Origin of the sequence: Erwinia wuhanensis, from assembly GCF_030484085.1 — a bacterium.
In the GTDB taxonomy this organism is placed as follows: domain Bacteria; phylum Pseudomonadota; class Gammaproteobacteria; order Enterobacterales; family Enterobacteriaceae; genus Erwinia; species Erwinia aeris.
In genome coordinates this window covers 290,494-306,674 of record NZ_JAUJUH010000003.1, presented here as the reverse complement: position 1 = coordinate 306,674, position 16,181 = coordinate 290,494, and the positions used below count along the sequence as shown (strand labels likewise).

The window sequence follows — 16,181 nt, the reverse complement described above, 5'->3', positions numbered from 1 at the left end:
CTTAATGGATGGCGGTAAAACAGGTTGCCTGATGACAACGTCATGTCGGTCGATTATTACGCCAATGCTGGCAACTTCACTAAGCGGTTAATGCTGATGCTGTACGCAGGGTGGGTATCAGCGTCAGCCGTGGTCACAGGCCGATCTTTTCCGCTTAACGCAGGCGGCTTTCCGCAGGCCAGGCAAAATCAGCAATAAATTTGGGTAACGGACTCAGACTGCTCCAAAGAGGCCTGTTCGTAAAAAATATAAAACGCCCACGTCGAATTAGCCGCGTATGGCTGATAGCCAAAAATAATAAACAGAGCGGAAAAATAATTTGAATTTTATAGTCACGGCGCGTTATCAGCAGAAACAGCATTCTCGTTTAATGGTCATAAATTTTCGCCAGAAGGCGGAAAAAATAAATATTATTTATGAGCAGCGGCAGCGGTAATAATCATCACTCTTTTAAAAAAGGCAGCCATTCTGTTACAACTTCAACAAATGTCACACTTTACCTGGCCGGGACGCATCTTTCAGGTCGTGATTTGTTGCGTAATCTCTATCATGTAGCGGGTAAATAAAAGACTACCTGATTGGCAGTGAATGAAATTCAGAGATTTTGCAGAAGAAGAAAAGCTGTTTGTTCGCAGGGCACTGGTGGCCTTTGGCGTTGTGCTGGCGGGTTTTGTCACGCTTGGCATCAATCTCTGGCATCTGCAGATTGAGCAAAATCAGTACTATCAAACGCGCTCCAATCAAAACGATATCAAGATGATCCCCATCGCGCCCACGCGTGGGATTATTTTCGACCGTAACGGTACGCCGCTGGTAAAAAATGTTACCTGGTATGACATCGAAGTTGTGCCTTATAAAGTGCATGATATGAAGGCGTTACTGGCTGAACTGACGCCAATAGTCGATCTTTCTGCCGACGATATCGAGACGTTTACCCATAATCTGCACAACGCCAGCCGCTACAAGCCGGTGGTGTTGAAAACCGAGCTATCGGCGGAAGAAGTGGCCCGTTTCTCTGTTAATCAATTCAAGTATACCGGCGTCGATATCAACAGTTATGAAGATCGCCAGTACCCCTACGGCCCGGATCTGGCACACGTGGTGGGGTACGTCTCTAAAATAAACGACAGCGATTATAAAAGGCTGGATAAAGAAGGGATTAGCGAGAACTACGCCGCCGACCATAATATTGGCAAACAGGGGATTGAAGGTTATTACGAATCGGTACTGCATGGCAAAACCGGCTATCAGGAAGTGGAAGTGGATAACCACGGCCGGGTGATCCGCGTGCTGAAAGAGGTGCCGCCCGTTGCCGGTAAAAATATTTATTTGACGCTGGATCTTCCTTTACAGCAGTACGTGGAGACGCAGCTGCCAGGCCAGCGGGCCGCCGTCCTGATTGAAAATCCCAAAACCGGCGAGGTGCTGGCGATGGTGTCCAGTCCCAGCTACGATCCCAACCCTTTTGTGAAGGGCATCAGCTATAAAGCCTACAAGTCGCTGTTGGCTAATAAAGATCTGCCGCTTATCAACCGCGTAACCCAAGGGCTTTATCCGCCAGCCTCCACCGTTAAGCCTTATATGGCGATGTCGGCACTGCTGAATCACGTCATTACGCCGCAAACCAGCTTCTACGGCGCGCCGACCTGGACGCTACCGGGCACCGAGCGCAAATACCGCGACTGGAAAAAAACCGGACACGGGATGCTGGACGTAACCCGCGCGATAGAAGAGTCGGCGGACACCTTCTTTTATCAGGTGGCCTTTATGATGGGTATCGATCGCATTCATACCATGCTCAGCCAGTTCGGCTACGGTAAATCCACCGGCATCGATCTCAACGAGGAGTACAACGGCCTGCTGCCAGGCCGCGAATGGAAGCAAAAGGTGCATAAAAAGAGCTGGTATCAGGGCGATACCGTTTCCGTCGGCATCGGCCAGGGCTACTGGATTGCCACGCCAATCCAGATGGTGAAAGCGATGGCCACGCTTATTAATAACGGGCGCGTTATCCAGCCTCACCTGATGTATGAGGAAAAACAGGGTAAAAACGTCAGCCTTTGGCAGCCGACGCTGCCCGCTCAGCAGGTCGGCGATCCTGACTCGCCGTACTGGGGGATCGTACGCCGCGCCATGTTCGGCATGGCCAACGCGCCAAACGGCACCGGCTATAAATATTTCCATACCGCGCCTTACGGCATTGCGGCGAAAAGCGGCACCTCGCAGGTGTTCGGCCTGAAGCAGAATCAGATCTACAACGCCAAAACGATCCCGATCCGCCTGCGCGACCATATTTTCTATACCGCCTTTGCGCCTTTCGATAAGCCCAAAGTGGCGATAGCGCTGATCCTGGAAAACGGCGGCATCAACGGCGTCACGGCCGCGCCGCTGGTAAGAAATATTCTCGACCACATCTTCCTGCCGCCGGATGTTAAACCGATGGCCCCTACCGCCGATCCACAGAGCAACCTGACCGCGCAATAGCCCGGCCGCTAGCGCCGCAGCATAAGCTGCGGCGTGGGGCCGTGATGATAAACCTGTAGCTCGGCCCGATACCAGCGCGTCAGCGTCGGTTCGGTCATCACTTCCGCTGGCGTGCCGCTGGCGACTCGCCTGCCCTCGTGCAGCAGCAGCATGCTGTCGGACCACAGCGCCGCCAGGTTCAGATCGTGCAGCACGCAGCAAACCGCCAGCTGCCCTTTACGGCTGAGTCGATGCAGCAAACGCAGCGCATGCTGCTGATGGTAGAGATCCAGCGCCGAGGTCGGCTCGTCTAAAAATAACCAGCCGCGCGGGCCATCGTCGTGCCAGAGCTGCGCCAGCGCCCTCGCCAGCTGCACACGCTGCTGTTCGCCGCCGGAAAGCCGTCGATAGTCGCGCGTGGCCAGCTCGTCGCAGCCGGTCAGCTGCATCACTTCGTCCAGCATCGACGCACTGGCTCGGCCAGGCCAGGGCGCACGTCCCATCGCCACCACCTCGCGCACGCTGAGCGGAAACTCGACGTGGCTTTGCTGCCTCATCACCGCCCTGACGCGCGCCAGCCGATCGCGCGGCCAGCTATCCAGCGCCTGGCCGTTCAGCAGGCACTGACCTGAATCCGGCGAGAGATAGCCCGTCAGCAGCCGCAGCAGCGTGGATTTCCCCGCCCCGTTCGGGCCAATCAGAGCGACCATTTCGCCCGGCGTCAGCGTCAGCGAAACCCGATCGATCAGCAGCCGCGCCCCTGAGCGGCAGGAAAGATCGAGCGCCTGTAAAGCATCAGTCATATTCGCCCTCCCGCCGACGCAAAATCAGCCATAAGAACCACGGCGCGCCCAGCAGGCTGGTCAGCAGGCCAACCGGCATTTCGGCAGGCGCCACCAGCGTGCGCGCCAGCGTATCGGCTATCAGCAGCAGTATGGCGCCGAGCAGCGCCGAAGCGGGCAGCAGCCAGCGATGATCGCCGCCGGTGCCCAGCCGGATCAGGTGCGGCACCACCAGGCCGATAAAACCGATCACGCCGCTGACCGCCACCGCTGCGGCCACCATCAGCGCGCTGAGCACCAGTACGATGCGCTGCGTGCGTTGCACATCGACGCCCAGATAGTGCGCCTCTTCATCACCCAGCTGCAGCAGATTGAGCCGCTTTGCCTGCCACTGCGTCGCCAGCAGCGCCGGCAGGATCAACGCGGCGCTGGCCAGCACCGTTGACCACTGCGCCTGTCCCAGCGATCCCATACCCCACAGCGAAAGCTGACGCAGCTGCTGATCGTTGCCGATCCAGGAGAGCAAGCCGACCGCTGCGCCGCAGAGCGCGTTGATAGCGATGCCCGCCAGCAGCAGGCGAGAGAGCGTGGTGCGGCCGTGACGGCTGAGCAAAAAAATCATCAGGGTCACGGCCAGGCTGCCGACAAAGGCGGCCAGCATCGGCCACCATAAAGCCAGCACGGCAGGCAGCGTCAGCGGCATCACTACGGCCAGCGCCAGCGCCAGCGACGCGCCGCTGCTGATCCCCAACAGGCCGGGATCGGCCAGCGGATTGCGAAACAGCCCCTGCAGGGTCGCGCCGGAAACCGCCAGCGCGCTGCCGACCAGCACCGCCAGCAGCACGCGCGGCAGGCGGATAGTCCACCAAATCTGCCAGACCAGGCTGTCGGCGGACGCCTGCCAGACCATCGGCAGCGACAGCCGCATCGCGCCCATGCTGGCAGCAAACAGCGCCGTCGCCACCGTCAGCGCAAGCATGATCCCCAGCCCGCGCGACGTCATTTTCCTCATGGCAGCGTCGCTTCCGCCGCTTTACGCAGTTTGCCGATAGCGCCCGGCGTTTGCAGACCAAAGCCCAGCAGCGCCATATCGTCCACCACCAGCAGGTTGCGCTGCTTGCCCGCAGGCGTCAGCGCCAGTCCCGGCAGCTGCCAGATACGCTCTTCATCGCCCATCGCCTTCAGGCCGTCTTTGCCAATCACCACCAGCTGCGGCGCGCTGGCCACGATACCTTCCTGGGTCAACGGCTGGTAGCGCGGCACCTGCCCCATGGCGTTAATCAGCCCCGCGCTGCGAATGGCGCTGTCCGCCGCCGTCTCCGTTCCCGCCGCCATCGCCTTCATGCCGCTATGATTAAGGATAAACAGCACTTTGACCGGCAGCGGTTTTTTCGCCATTGCGGCCAGCTGGCTGTCCAGCCTGGCGTCCAGCGCTTTGCCTTCCTCTTCTTTATGCAGCGCGCCTGCAACGGTAGCGATTTTTTTATGGATCGCCTGGAGCGTCGGCTCGCCCGTTACCGTGACCACCCTGACCCCGGCCTGCTCAACCTGCTGTAAGGCCAGCGAGGGTTTAGCCAGCTCGCTGGCGATAACCAGCGTGGGCCGCATCGCCAGGATGCCTTCCGCATTCAGCTGACGCATATAGCCCACGTCCGGCAGTTTGGTCGCCAGCGCGGGCCGCAGGCTGGTGGAGTCCCGTGCTACCAAAGTTTGCTGGGCGTCCAGCGCGTAGACAATCTCAGTGACGTCGCCGCCGATCGTTACCACTCGCTCTTCCGCCATCAGCGCAAAAGGCAGCGCCAGCAGCGCTATCAGCCACAGCCTCATACCGTCGCTCCTTGCTTCGTCAGCCCGGCGATCTGCTCGCGCCAGCGCGCCTGTTCCGGCTGGCCCTCGGTGCGCTGACCAAACAGCTGGGCGATCTGCGTGCCGTCGGCGGCAAACAGCTCCAGGCTGGTGACAAAGCCGTCAGCCGTGGGCTTACGGGTGATCCAGCTTTCCGCTATGCGATCCGCCATCAGATGCAGCGTAAAGGTGGGATTGAAAATGTTCAGCCAGTTTTCCCTCCACACCGGCTTCTCCACCACGCCGGTAAAGATCTGCACGCAGCCGCGATTGCCGACGAAAATCATGATCTCGTTGCCGTCCTGGCTGGCCTGCCGTAGCAGCTCGCCGGGCGCGCTGTTGTCCACCCGCTGCGCCAGATCGTCGGGAACGGCGCGGAAAGCCTGCTGGCGCGAAACGCCGTGCCGGTTCAGCAGGCCGAAAAACTGATGCACGTTAGTCATCGCCCGCCATTGCTGTTCAATAGCCGCGCTGTCAGGCTGCGGACTAATGCTGGTGGGCATCACCGGGATCACCTCCAGCTCCGGCGTTTCCGTCAGGCGATAGTCGGCGATCAGCGCCTGCCAGGCCGCCATATCGGTGTTGGGCGTGGCGTAAATTTTCAGTACCGCGTCGCCGTGCGCGTCAAAAATCTGAATGCTGTGACGTTCGCCGCGCGCCGTCTCCTCACGCAACGCATAGGCGCTTTTCCAGCGCTGCGGAAAGATCCGCTGATCCAGCGCGCGCGGGTTCAGAACCAGCCCGGCGTGGCCGCCCAGATGCAAATTCTCGTAGCGGCCAATTTGTTCATGCACGGCAAAGGCGTTGCGGGTAATCGATTTGGTTTCGCCCACCGCTTCCAGCGCGGCCAGCAGCGCACTGAAATCCGGTCGCAGCGCCGCCGCGTCGAAAGCGGTGCGGGCATGGGTCAGCTCGGCTTCGCTGACGTCCAGCAGCGCGGCCAGGTCGCGGGCGTATTTTTTTGGGTGGTCGGCTTTAAGCTGCCTGTAACGCTGTAAAAGGTTCATCGCTTGTTCTCCATTAAGCCCCGCGCGCGGGGCAAAGTTGCCTTAACTGTGAAACCGGCATTACCGCTACGCCATTAAGCCTCGAGCTCGGGGCAAAGTTAAGGCGGTCAGAAATCCACATTGACGCCCAGCTGGAAGGTGCGGCCCGGCATCACCGCCAGCGCTTTATCAAAGGCATCCTGTCGCGTGCTTTCCGTCAGGTTGCGGCTGCTCAGATAATCCCAATATTTACGATCGGTCAGGTTATAGATACCGCCGCTGACGCGCACGTTTTTCGCCGCCTGCCACCAGGCGGTCATATCCACCATGCCGTAACCCGGCACGCGGCTGTATTCCTCGTCCGACCCGGCCAGCGCCGCGCCGCTGTTGCTGTAGCTTTCGCGATTGGTTTCGGTCGCCCGCTTGCCCTTAACAAAGGTCGCCGTTACCGCAGCGCCGTAGACTTTTGCCGGATCGTCCCAGGCTACGCCCACTATCGCTTTGACCGGCGCCACGCTGTCTAAATCGACATAGCTGTCGCCAGCGTAGCTGGATTTTGATTTGCCTTCGCTGTAGCCCAGCGCAAAGGTGGCGCTCAGGCCGTTAACCTCGCTAAACCAGCTGCCGACATCAAGCCTGGTGCTAAGCTGGCCGCCCCAGATAAAAGCTTTATCACGGTTTTCTGCCTGATAGATAGTGTAAATATTCGACGGCACCCGGCTGAACTTCGCCGGACTGCCGGCGCGCGTGTAGCGGGTATAGGCAATAAAGTTGTCGTAGGTGTTGTAGAACATGGCGGCATTCAGCGATACGCCTTTCGCCGCCTCGCCTTTCAGCCCCCACTCCAGGTTATCGCTGGTTTCCGTTTTTAACGCGCTGTTGCCGATCAGCGCGTACTGCGCGGATCCCGCATAGCTGGAGCCGAGGTTCCAGGAGCCGTACAGCTGGCTGGCGTTGGGGAACTGCGCGCCGCGCTTGTAGAGCACATACGTCATCAGATCCGGCGTCAGATCGTAGTTCAGGCTCAGCGATGGCAGCACCTGCGTATCGCTATTTTTCTGCCCGTAAAGCTTTTGCAGATCCGCTTCGGTAATAGCCGTGCTGCCGGTGGCCAGGCTGCTCAGGTTTTGCGGCCTGATGCTTTGGTAAGCGATACGCACGCCCGGCACCGCGCTGAAGTCGTGACCGTTCAGATCGAAGTGGATTTTATCCTGAAGGTAACCGCCCGCCAGATAGCCGCGGCTGTCGGCCTGCGGCTGCATGATGACGCTGTACTGGCTGGGCGCAGGCGTCTGGCGGAACGGCCGCTGCGTGTCGGTGACGGTCGCGTTCAGGCCGCCGCTCAGCTCGTGGCGTCCCAAGGTTTTTATCAGCCGGGTTTCCACGCCCCAGATCTCCACATTGTAATCGGAATAAACCCGCTCCATCGCCGTCGCGCTGGCAGGCATCAGGGTATTGTCGTGCGCCTGCGTCTGCTGGTAATAAAGTCGGGAGGTCAGGCTGTCGAGCAAATCGCTGGTCGGCGTCCACTCATCCTTCAGGCTGATGCCCCAGCGGCGGGTATTGCTTTGCTGCTGCGCGGTTCCCCAGATGGTGTTGCCGCTGCTGTCCCACGAGTCGTAATGGGTGTGGTTGGTTTTGTCATAATAATCGACGGTGCCGGTCAGCTTGTGCTCGTCGTTGGGCTGCCAGATGCCGGAAGCCAGCAGCGCGTTTGAATGCCAGTTGGCCGGATAAGCCGCCAGCGTATCGCTGTTATTGCGCGTTTGCTGGCCGTCGCGACGGCTGTAAACGAACACGCCGCGCAGCGTGGCATCACCTGCCGCAGCGGTTATGCCGTTGTGCCAGCTGCGGTTGGCGGAGTCGTAGTCGGACTGATAGCCGAAATAAGTCGATTTATAGGGCGACAGGTAGTCATCTGCCGATTTCGGCAGGAAGGAGACCGCGCCGCCAATGGCGTTGTTGGCTTTTTCCGTAGAGGTCGCGCCGGATTCTATCTCTACCAGACCGTAGAGATAAGGATCGATATAATCGCGGCCAATGCCGAAGGTGTTCAGACCTGCGCGGCTGGCGTAGCTGCGCCCGGCCGCTTCCGGCTGCGGAATGCCGTCCACCTCCAGCCCCACGCGGTTGCTTTCCAGGCCGCGAATGTTGTAGCCGGTATAGCCGCCGCGATCGAAACCGCTTTTGCCCGCGCCCGATCCGCCGCTGGCACCGGTCGCGCCGATCAACGGTTCATAACGCATTACCGAGCCGAAGTCGTTAGCCCCTTTTTTTTGCATTTCCGCTGCGGTGAGGGTGGTCTGGCTGCCCGCCTCTTTTACCTGTCGGGGCGCGGTGACCACCATCTGTGGTTCGCTGTGCGTGTCGGCAACGGTCAGCTGCTCATTTGCGGCACGCGCGTCCGCCGCCTGCGCACCTGATGATAAACCGGCCGCCGCCAGTGCCGTAAACAGCACGGATCGATGGAAAATTCCCTGAGAACACTGATTCTTGTACATGCTGGTAAGCCTTTTTCTTTATTAGTATCGACTCACATCACTGCCAAAAGCGTTACTGACGCCCGCCGCGCCTGGTTATAGTCGATCCCTGACCTTAATAAATGCGAATGATAATCATATTGATTTATGTTATCAACAATCTCCATAAAGAATTCACAATCCGGGAAAAGGCAAGCAGTTGCGGGCTTGACAGCGCCTCTCACCGACCAGAAGATGGTGCTCCCCTTTTTTGCCGGACTACGCTAATGACAACGCCTGCCATCACTATTCACTACTGCTCCCAATGCAACTGGCTGCTGCGCGCGGGCTGGATGGCGCAGGAGCTACTGCATACTTTTGGCACCGATTTAGCTTCGGTCACGCTGGTGCCGGGCACGGGCGGCATCTATCAAATTGCCGTTGACGGTCATCTGCTGTGGGATCGCAAAGTGGATGGCGGCTTTCCGGAAGTGAAAGAGCTGAAGCAGCGCGTGCGGAACTACTGTTTTCCCGAGCGGGATTTGGGTCATATAGACAGATAGCCAGCCGAATAAAGCGCCCTGCGCTAACGTTTTGACGGGCCATCCACGCGGCCCGGCTTGTTTATCCCTGCCGCTACACGGTAAACTCAGCGCCTTCCGGCGGCACGCTGCCAGCCGGCAATAATAACTACTCTTGCCTGCCCTGCCCTCATCGTCCCCGTCACGCGTTGTGCACAGGTTTTAGCCTCTCTTATTAAGACTTTTTATGACTATTGAAAACCCAACTTCCCCTGCGGCGCGCGCCGTCGGCCCGCTGCTGTTTGCCCTGGCGCTGGGCGCCTTCGCCATCGGCCTGAGCGAATTTGTGATCATGGGCCTGCTGCCGCAGGTCAGCGCAGCGATGCACGTCAGCCTGGCCGAAGGCAGCCGTTTTATCAGCTACTACGCGCTGGGCGTGGTGATCGGCGCGCCGCTGTTTTCCCTGAGCACCGCGCGCCTTAGCCGCAAGCATCAGCTGATGATTTTTATCACGCTATTTTTAGGCGGCAACGTCAGCAGCATGCTGGCGGACAGCGCCCACGCGCTGGTGATTTCCCGTTTTCTTAGCGGCCTGCCGCACGGCGCTTTTCTTGGCGTGGCGGCGCTGGCGGCCGCTTCGCTGGTGGAAGAAAACCGGCGCGGTCAGGCGGTGGGCAAAGTCATGCTCGGCCTGACGCTGGCCTCATTGCTGGGGAATCCCGCGGCGACGCTGCTGGGCGAACACCTGGACTGGCGCTGGGCCTTTGCCTGCGTGTCGCTGCTGTCGCTGGCCGATGCGCTGCTGATTTTTAAACTTTTCCCACAGCAGCATGAGGAAGCGCAAAGCTCGCCGCTGAAAGAGATCCGCGGGCTGGCGAACAGCCGCATCTGGCTGACGCTGGGCATCGCGGCTATCGGCTTTGGCGGCATGTTTGCCGTGATCAGCTATATCACGCCGATCCTGACGCTGGCCGCGCACCTCTCTACGCTCTGGCTGCCGGTGGTGCTGTTCGCTTTTGGTCTGGGCATGGTGTTGGGCAATCTGGCTGGCGGCAAGCTGGCCGACCGCAAAATCATGCTCTCTATTTTTTGTATTCTGGCCTGGAGCGTGCTGGTGCTGACCCTGTTCCCGCTGATGGTCTCTTCCGTCAGCGGCCTGCTGCTGGGGGCTTTCCTGATCGGCACCAATCTGGCGCTGTGCGCGCCGCTACAGGTGCGTCTGATGCAGGTGGCCGGAAAAGCGCAAACGCTCGCCGCGACGCTGAATCACTCCGCCTTTAATATCGCCAACGCGCTGGGTGCGTTTCTGGGTGCCTGGGTGGTGCAGCAGGGCTATCCGATGACGCAGACCGCCAGCTATGGCGCCGTTCTGCCGCTGATGGGGATGGTGATCTTTGCTTTCGCCCTGCTGAAGGAAGTGGCCGACCGTAAAAAAAGCGCGATTGGCGCCACCGATTTGATTTAAAAGATGGCGTGATCGGGTTCCCTGAATGTTTAAGTGACGTCCGCTTTGTGGGAGCGGACGTCATGGGAAAATCAAAATACAGGGTCGCTCTGTTATGGCCGTTATAATTTTTCATTCCCATCCCATTTCTTTATAGGTCTTACTATCCTGTTCAGGGAAATCAGCCTGATATTTTCCCCAGCGACGAAACGCATAATATTTTTTCATTGCTTCAAGATGAGAATCTGCATCACATGCCCACACTAATCTGTAGCCTGGCTCCAGTAATTGACGAGCAGAATTCCCCTGTGGGCCTGCAAGACAAAAAAATTCAGCCCTTCTTCATTTGTCCAAAGTTCATGTTTCATCATTTTGTTCTCAAAAAAATTTTTCTCTTATCAATTGACCATCGAAATTTAGTGTAAATATTATATTTAATTGATTTTCCAACATTTTCTGGTGAGAACCGAATGCAAATTTCATCCTGTTATTAATAATCCCGTTGGCCGCTTATTGATGCTGCCCAACTAAAGATACCCTATATAGCTGGCCGGATCCGCGTATCCAAAAATCCTGTAGCCGGTTGAAGTTTCAATACCGGGAAGATGAATAGCGCGAAGAATAACGCCAACTTCCGCGTGCTGCTCAACTGAATTTGTCAAAATATCAAGATAGTGGATATCCGAATAGCCGCCCACGTTGAAATGGTAAAACCATTCGCCATCCACTGCGGATCCATAGCCATCGAGAGAGGTTGTTTTCCATAAAGGAGGCGATGTCATGTTCACCATTGCCAGACGGATTTCATTCCATTTTGTATCATTCATGCAGCTATAAAGCATTTAAACCTCCAGGCACCAGCTTCCTACAGATTACTATACTACGCGGTTAGCAACGCCCTGGCTCTAAGTGGACAGGCGCCAGGCGCTCCCCGTATGCTACGAGCGAAAAGCGCACATTTAGAAGCATTTAATGAAGATTTGTGATTCCATACATAGTTAACATAGGATTATAAAGAGCAAATTTCTTTGGATCTGAATAATTGGGGTTAGGTAACTTTTATTTTGTTTAATTTACTGCCATTTGGTTGAATAGTTATCAGTTTGCGGCAAGGAGAAGCCAGGTGAACAATCGGATACAGTGGCCAGATCCCTTCGATGACTCTCTGGCGGGAGGGATGGTCTATCGCAAGTTTTTATATTGCGGGCAACTCTACGGGATCGGCTTTCAAGAATTGCCGACGCTGGCAGATTTAGAATCAAAACATATAAAGTTGAATCATGCGTTCCCACAGTTTCGTTTCCCACAGAACAATAGTGTCTGGGCAGTACTATTTGACACTATTGACCCGGTAACAGACTCACCTTTAGGCTTTAAGCATGTTAAGTTTGACGGATTAGCGGGTGGGCGTGTGCTCCAAAACGTTGCAAGTATAATTTATGACCATTATAATATTTGCGATGCAGGTGCATATGTTTTCAGCGCCGCGGAAGATAGAGAGCATGAGCGAGGCACTGATCTTTCAGTAATTTATTCGCGAGCACTCGGTCTTCAGGGGCACCGTACAAGCAGGCTGTTCAGCCCGTTTATCGGTTGGAACGCATATACCGATATAGACGCAGGAGGAAGAAGTTATGTCGTCACAACTCAAAGTTACCAGCCTTAACAACGCCGCAGTGGAACGCCTTACTCTTGAAATGGGCAAACGTCTGCAGGCAGCAGCAGGTCGAGATGTGAGAGAGAAGCTTGCTTCCGGCGAGATTAAAATTGTCAATGGTCGCTATGTGGCATCCAGTGATAGTAGCCTTCGAGTTAAACGTTCCTCAGTCTTTGGCGGGGGTCGCCCAAAGAAGCAGGGGATGTATAGCGCATAAAAGAGCCCCGAAAGGGGCTTTTTTATGCGCTCTATTCCAACCTGTACTTATCTTTTTCAAAAAAATTCTGCGCACTTAGTTAGCCATTTGGCTCATCAGTTATTTGTACTTTGCCGGTTGCTATATATTTGTAAGCAATGCCTGCTTCTGGCAGAGATTAGACGCTTATCTGGCGCAGATAGCAGCCGGACAGCAGTAATGCGTGGCGATGCAGCTACCGGTAAGGCGGTTTGATGACCAGACCACAGCGCTTGCTCCGGAGATAGTCGGAAAGGTGCTCAGTGTTATGCGCGGTCTGGCGCAGGAAGATGTCACGATAAAGTGGCGCGATATGGCTGATATTATCTGGTTGATGGATTGGGCGCAGATTCTGGAGAAAGCGATACCTGACAACTTTTTCAGACACCTCAGCATTTCTGTAAGCATCGTTTCCTGAGCGATTATCAGGGCATTAACTCAGCCGTTGCAAAGCCAGCCGCAAGAGTGGATCGGCAGCCTGCCAGACGGCGGGCTGCCTTGCATATCAGGGAATAAGTTTACTGCTGCGCATGGCTTCCAGATGCTCGATCAACACGTCATCGGAGCGCCTGATCATGGCGTCAAATCCTTCCCGGCGCGCTTTGGTGACGTCAAATATGGCATCTTTCTGCACATGGAAGATGAAATCACCAAATCCGCCCAGCGCCAGCTTATCGATATTCTTCTCCTTCAGCTGCGCCTTATCGGCGATGGATGACCAGAGAGGCTTAAGCCCGCTGAGACGTTCGCTAAGCGAGACAGGCTGCGCCTCGCCGACCGGCACACCGAACCAGTCAGCCAGTTTTGGCCAGACATGACACCAGCGAAACACGTCGCCATTGGTGATATTGAACGCGCCGAATTTGGCGTTTTCGGCAGCCCAGATAGCGCTTTGCCCCAGAATGCGGCTGTCGGTGATATTCACCAGCGTATTGCGATAGGCGTCATCCGGGCCGGGGAAATGCAGAGCGGTTCCCGTTTCGCGGCAAATCGTCCCGTACACGCCGATCAGATTTCCCAGGTTCATGGGCGATCCGAATGAGTGGCCGATAACAATATCCGGGCGTAGCGCAGTCCAGCCGATACCTTCCTCGCCAATCTTCTTCGCATAGTCTTCATGCCGGAAATAGAGGTTAGGCGGAAAATGCCGGCTGTCCTCTTCCCGTGCCGGGGTGCGGTAAACGCCCAGATGAGCGCCATAAACCTTGCCGCCCTGAATAAAGATAATATGCTGCAACGCATTGCCTGACGAGCGCACTGCGCCGATCAGGTTTTCAAACATCAGCGCATTAATATCCGCTTCCACGCCCGGATTAGGATCCTGGCGCAACGCCGCGTAAAAGATATGCGTCACCGTTTCAAACGCTTCGCGGTGTTGTTTAAGATCCTCTGAAGAGGTCAGGTCGGCGCTGATATGAGGAGAAGAATGAGGGCTGTGCGGCGAACGCCCAAGAGTCGTGATTTGCCAGCCCGCTTTATGGAAGGAATCATGAGCGGCAAAGCCAACTACGCCGCTTGCACCGACCAGCAATACGTGCTTGTTATTCATACAGTTCTCCGCTTGGTTTCAGATAACAAAATGTAGCTGCGTTTTTCGGGCGCAGCAGGCCCAGGCAGAAAATTGAGCGGATCGTCTTTTCCTCGTCCCGGACGCATCATTCAGGCCAAAAGCCGACAGCTTTTCTGCAAAAAATCGGGCGATACAGCTCTTCTCTTCCGAAAAACGACCCTGATTTTTATCAAAAATTTATTATGCTCTCGGCCTCTGGCCCTGCCGGTACCCGGCAGCAGCATACAAAGGGTTTACCGCTGCCGGAAAACGGCGCCGTGCCCGAACGCTGTTATTAAAAAGTGATCTATATAACAGAATGAGTCAAACAATGATGAACAGGCGCAGGGCCACAGAAACGTTTCTCTCTGTACACGTTTACAGCACAGAATTTTCCGGCCTGCCGCCTACGCCCCTATCAACTTCTGGCGCGTGACACAGGTGCCATTCCCGCTTTTTTGCCTCCATCATTTGCTGCCGTTCTCGTTGCAGACCCTGACTCGCCCCGATGATCCACTATACTGACCATTGCTGGTGTAATTTACCTACGAATCTGAGCACGGTTAGTTCCCAAATACCCACCCTACCCACGACCATCAGGAGAACAACATGCAAAAGAGTAAAACCCTGAAAATGCTGCTGGCCGTATCGGCAGTGGCCGCTATGTTCAACACTGTCGGCGTGCAGGCCCAGACGCCAACGAGCGCCGCGCAGAATGTCGCCGCGGGCCAGGCAGGATCGAGCGCCAAACTCAGTGCCGGCGACGAAAAAGCGGTGAAAGACATGGCGCAGGCCAATATCAATGAAATCGCCGCTGCCAAGCTCGCGCTGAGCAAGGCCCAAAGCAGCGATGTCAAAGCATTCGCTCAGCAGATGGTCGAAGATCACGGCGCCGCCTTGACCAAAGTACAGGCCGTCGCCCAGCAAAAGGGCGTGACGCTGCCGACTGAGCCGGACGCCAGCCACAAGGCCATAGCCGCCAAACTGGAAAAGCAGAGCGGCAACGCATTTGACAAGATGTATATGGAAAACGCCGGCACTAAAGACCACAAGATGGTGCTGGCGAAGCTAAAAAGTGACGCCATGCAGATTAAGGATGCGGATGTGAAGGCCCTGGCCGACGCGCATACGCCGGTTGTTGAGCAGCACCTGAAGTCTGCCCAGCAGATGTCGATGTCGGCAGGTAAGTAAACAGGTTGTTCAGTGGGCGACTGCCCTTCGAGCAGGCACGGGCCTTGTTCAACATATCGCTGAAAGGCACGGAGGCATCATTGTTGCTGGTGCCGCAGAACGGGCGGCATCTTTACTCTAAGCGTGCCGTTCAATGCTTGCACCTGCGTGGTCGCAAACGGACGTTCACTGCATGTGTTAATACCAGACAGCTGTTCGACAGGATATACGGAATCATGGCGAAGGAACGCTTCTGGCTCCCAACGGACATCACTAAAATATGCGCTCAGGACAGCAATTCTTATCCTGGCGCAGCTTCCCCCGACTAGCCTGGAAGCAGTAAATACAGCCGGGATCGGCTCATATTACTGCCTGTCACCATAACCCCGTATAAGCGGTTACAAAAGGCGCCCTCTTTTATCACAAAACCGCCCTGGACGTAGAGCTGCTTTCAGGCAAGCGTGTGGTTTTTCATATTTGACGCTACCAACGTATTTTGCGGCCGGCCTTTCGTGGAAAAAATATGCAAAAGCCGCTGTAAATCTATTGAGTATTTATATTTGCTGCGTCGCCATTTGCTTAGGTTCACGGCTGTGGCCTGCCATGCCGACGCCTTGTAATGCCCGAAAAGCCAAAGCAGCGCAAAATTGCCATAAAAAAGGATTAGCCCGGTGACGACAAAACAGATCGCGTCCGCAAGTGCTCCGAATGTGATTGAATAATCTACTGACGTTATAAAACCTGCCAGCGCGGAAGTAATGAGCCCCCAGCCAGCGACTGATCCGGAGGTTGCACCGGTGCTTAACTGTTCTGTCATATAAAAACTTTAAATAAAAAAGGCCCGCCGAAGTAAGCCTGCAATATATACGTGGAAAGTTTTCCTTTTATAAACAAATAGCCATTTTAACAAGCATTGAAAAGGCCGCACCTGGCGGCCATATAATATAATATTTAAAGTGAAATTTGTTATATGAATTACATTTATTTCTTAATCAAGATAGAAAAAATAAAATGAATAAATTTAACCACACCAATATAGCAAATCATCATTATACTGAAGCGTGATATTT

The 16,181-nt window shown here is 55.7% G+C and carries 15 protein-coding genes; 7 read left to right on the top strand and 8 right to left on the bottom strand.

Going from position 1 to position 16,181, the window contains the following annotated elements:
* The first annotated feature begins 588 nt into the window (after positions 1–588).
* Positions 589–2,484 carry a peptidoglycan DD-transpeptidase MrdA2 gene (gene mrdA2 / locus QZH36_RS09165; RefSeq protein ID WP_253458402.1) on the top strand — a complete coding sequence of 632 codons (1,896 nt, stop codon included), beginning with the start codon at positions 589–591 and terminating at the stop codon, positions 2,482–2,484.
* Positions 2,485–2,492: 8 nt separating this feature from the next.
* On the opposite strand, the gene QZH36_RS09160 is transcribed toward mrdA2, so the two are convergent.
* The 5 genes from QZH36_RS09160 to QZH36_RS09140 form a co-directional block, all read right to left on the bottom strand.
* The gene (locus QZH36_RS09160; RefSeq protein WP_301250605.1) at positions 2,493–3,266 is read right to left on the bottom strand and encodes a heme ABC transporter ATP-binding protein; all 774 of its coding nucleotides are present in this window, start codon (positions 3,264–3,266) and stop codon (positions 2,493–2,495) included.
* On the bottom strand, positions 3,259–4,257 hold the full coding sequence (locus QZH36_RS09155; protein WP_301250606.1) for a FecCD family ABC transporter permease: 999 nt from the start codon (positions 4,255–4,257) through the stop codon (positions 3,259–3,261). Before QZH36_RS09155 ends, QZH36_RS09160 begins: the two co-directional genes overlap by 8 nt.
* Positions 4,254–5,072 (bottom strand): heme/hemin ABC transporter substrate-binding protein, encoded by an 819-nt coding sequence (locus QZH36_RS09150; protein ID WP_253458396.1) that lies wholly within the window; start codon positions 5,070–5,072, stop codon positions 4,254–4,256. Before QZH36_RS09150 ends, QZH36_RS09155 begins: the two co-directional genes overlap by 4 nt.
* On the bottom strand, positions 5,069–6,097 hold the full coding sequence (locus QZH36_RS09145; protein ID WP_301730029.1) for a hemin-degrading factor: 1,029 nt from the start codon (positions 6,095–6,097) through the stop codon (positions 5,069–5,071). Before QZH36_RS09145 ends, QZH36_RS09150 begins: the two co-directional genes overlap by 4 nt.
* 107 nt (positions 6,098–6,204) lie before the next feature.
* Positions 6,205–8,577 carry a TonB-dependent receptor domain-containing protein gene (locus tag QZH36_RS09140; RefSeq protein WP_301730028.1) on the bottom strand — a complete coding sequence of 791 codons (2,373 nt, stop codon included), beginning with the start codon at positions 8,575–8,577 and terminating at the stop codon, positions 6,205–6,207.
* A gap of 245 nt (positions 8,578–8,822) precedes the next feature.
* Between QZH36_RS09140 and QZH36_RS09135 the strand changes: the two genes are divergently transcribed.
* Both QZH36_RS09135 and QZH36_RS09130 read left to right on the top strand, forming a co-directional pair.
* Positions 8,823–9,098, top strand: coding sequence for an Rdx family protein (locus tag QZH36_RS09135; RefSeq protein WP_253458390.1), 276 nt, complete (start codon positions 8,823–8,825; stop codon positions 9,096–9,098).
* Positions 9,099–9,303: 205 nt separating this feature from the next.
* Positions 9,304–10,521, top strand: coding sequence for an MFS transporter (locus QZH36_RS09130; RefSeq protein ID WP_253458388.1), 1,218 nt, complete (start codon positions 9,304–9,306; stop codon positions 10,519–10,521).
* Between the two features lie 506 nt (positions 10,522–11,027).
* Here the strand turns inward: QZH36_RS09130 and QZH36_RS09125 are convergent.
* Complete coding sequence (locus QZH36_RS09125) at positions 11,028–11,342, bottom strand: DUF6678 family protein (RefSeq protein WP_301730027.1); 315 nt, start codon at positions 11,340–11,342, stop codon at positions 11,028–11,030.
* 281 nt (positions 11,343–11,623) lie between these two features.
* Here QZH36_RS09125 and QZH36_RS09120 point away from each other — a divergent pair, with 281 nt between their 5' ends.
* The 3 genes from QZH36_RS09120 to QZH36_RS09110 all read left to right on the top strand — a co-directional run bounded on the left by QZH36_RS09120 (position 11,624) and on the right by QZH36_RS09110 (position 12,810).
* Complete coding sequence (locus QZH36_RS09120) at positions 11,624–12,166, top strand: hypothetical protein (protein ID WP_301730026.1); 543 nt, start codon at positions 11,624–11,626, stop codon at positions 12,164–12,166.
* Positions 12,135–12,374 (top strand): hypothetical protein, encoded by a 240-nt coding sequence (locus QZH36_RS09115; RefSeq protein ID WP_253458380.1) that lies wholly within the window; start codon positions 12,135–12,137, stop codon positions 12,372–12,374. The genes QZH36_RS09120 and QZH36_RS09115 overlap by 32 nt, the downstream gene beginning before the upstream one ends.
* Positions 12,375–12,576: 202 nt before the next feature.
* On the top strand, positions 12,577–12,810 hold the full coding sequence (locus QZH36_RS09110) for an ATP-binding cassette domain-containing protein (protein ID WP_301730025.1): 234 nt from the start codon (positions 12,577–12,579) through the stop codon (positions 12,808–12,810).
* A gap of 87 nt (positions 12,811–12,897) precedes the next feature.
* On the opposite strand, the gene QZH36_RS09105 is transcribed toward QZH36_RS09110, so the two are convergent.
* Positions 12,898–13,941, bottom strand: coding sequence for an NAD-dependent epimerase/dehydratase family protein (locus tag QZH36_RS09105; RefSeq protein ID WP_253458375.1), 1,044 nt, complete (start codon positions 13,939–13,941; stop codon positions 12,898–12,900).
* 609 nt (positions 13,942–14,550) lie between these two features.
* Here QZH36_RS09105 and QZH36_RS09100 point away from each other — a divergent pair.
* Positions 14,551–15,132 carry a DUF4142 domain-containing protein gene (locus tag QZH36_RS09100; RefSeq protein WP_301730024.1) on the top strand — a complete coding sequence of 194 codons (582 nt, stop codon included), beginning with the start codon at positions 14,551–14,553 and terminating at the stop codon, positions 15,130–15,132.
* Positions 15,133–15,562: 430 nt separating this feature from the next.
* Here QZH36_RS09100 and QZH36_RS09095 read toward each other — a convergent pair whose 3' ends face one another.
* A complete protein-coding gene (locus QZH36_RS09095; RefSeq protein ID WP_301730023.1) occupies positions 15,563–15,928 on the bottom strand; it encodes a phage holin family protein in 366 nt (121 codons plus the stop codon).
* Positions 15,929–16,181 lie beyond the last annotated feature (253 nt).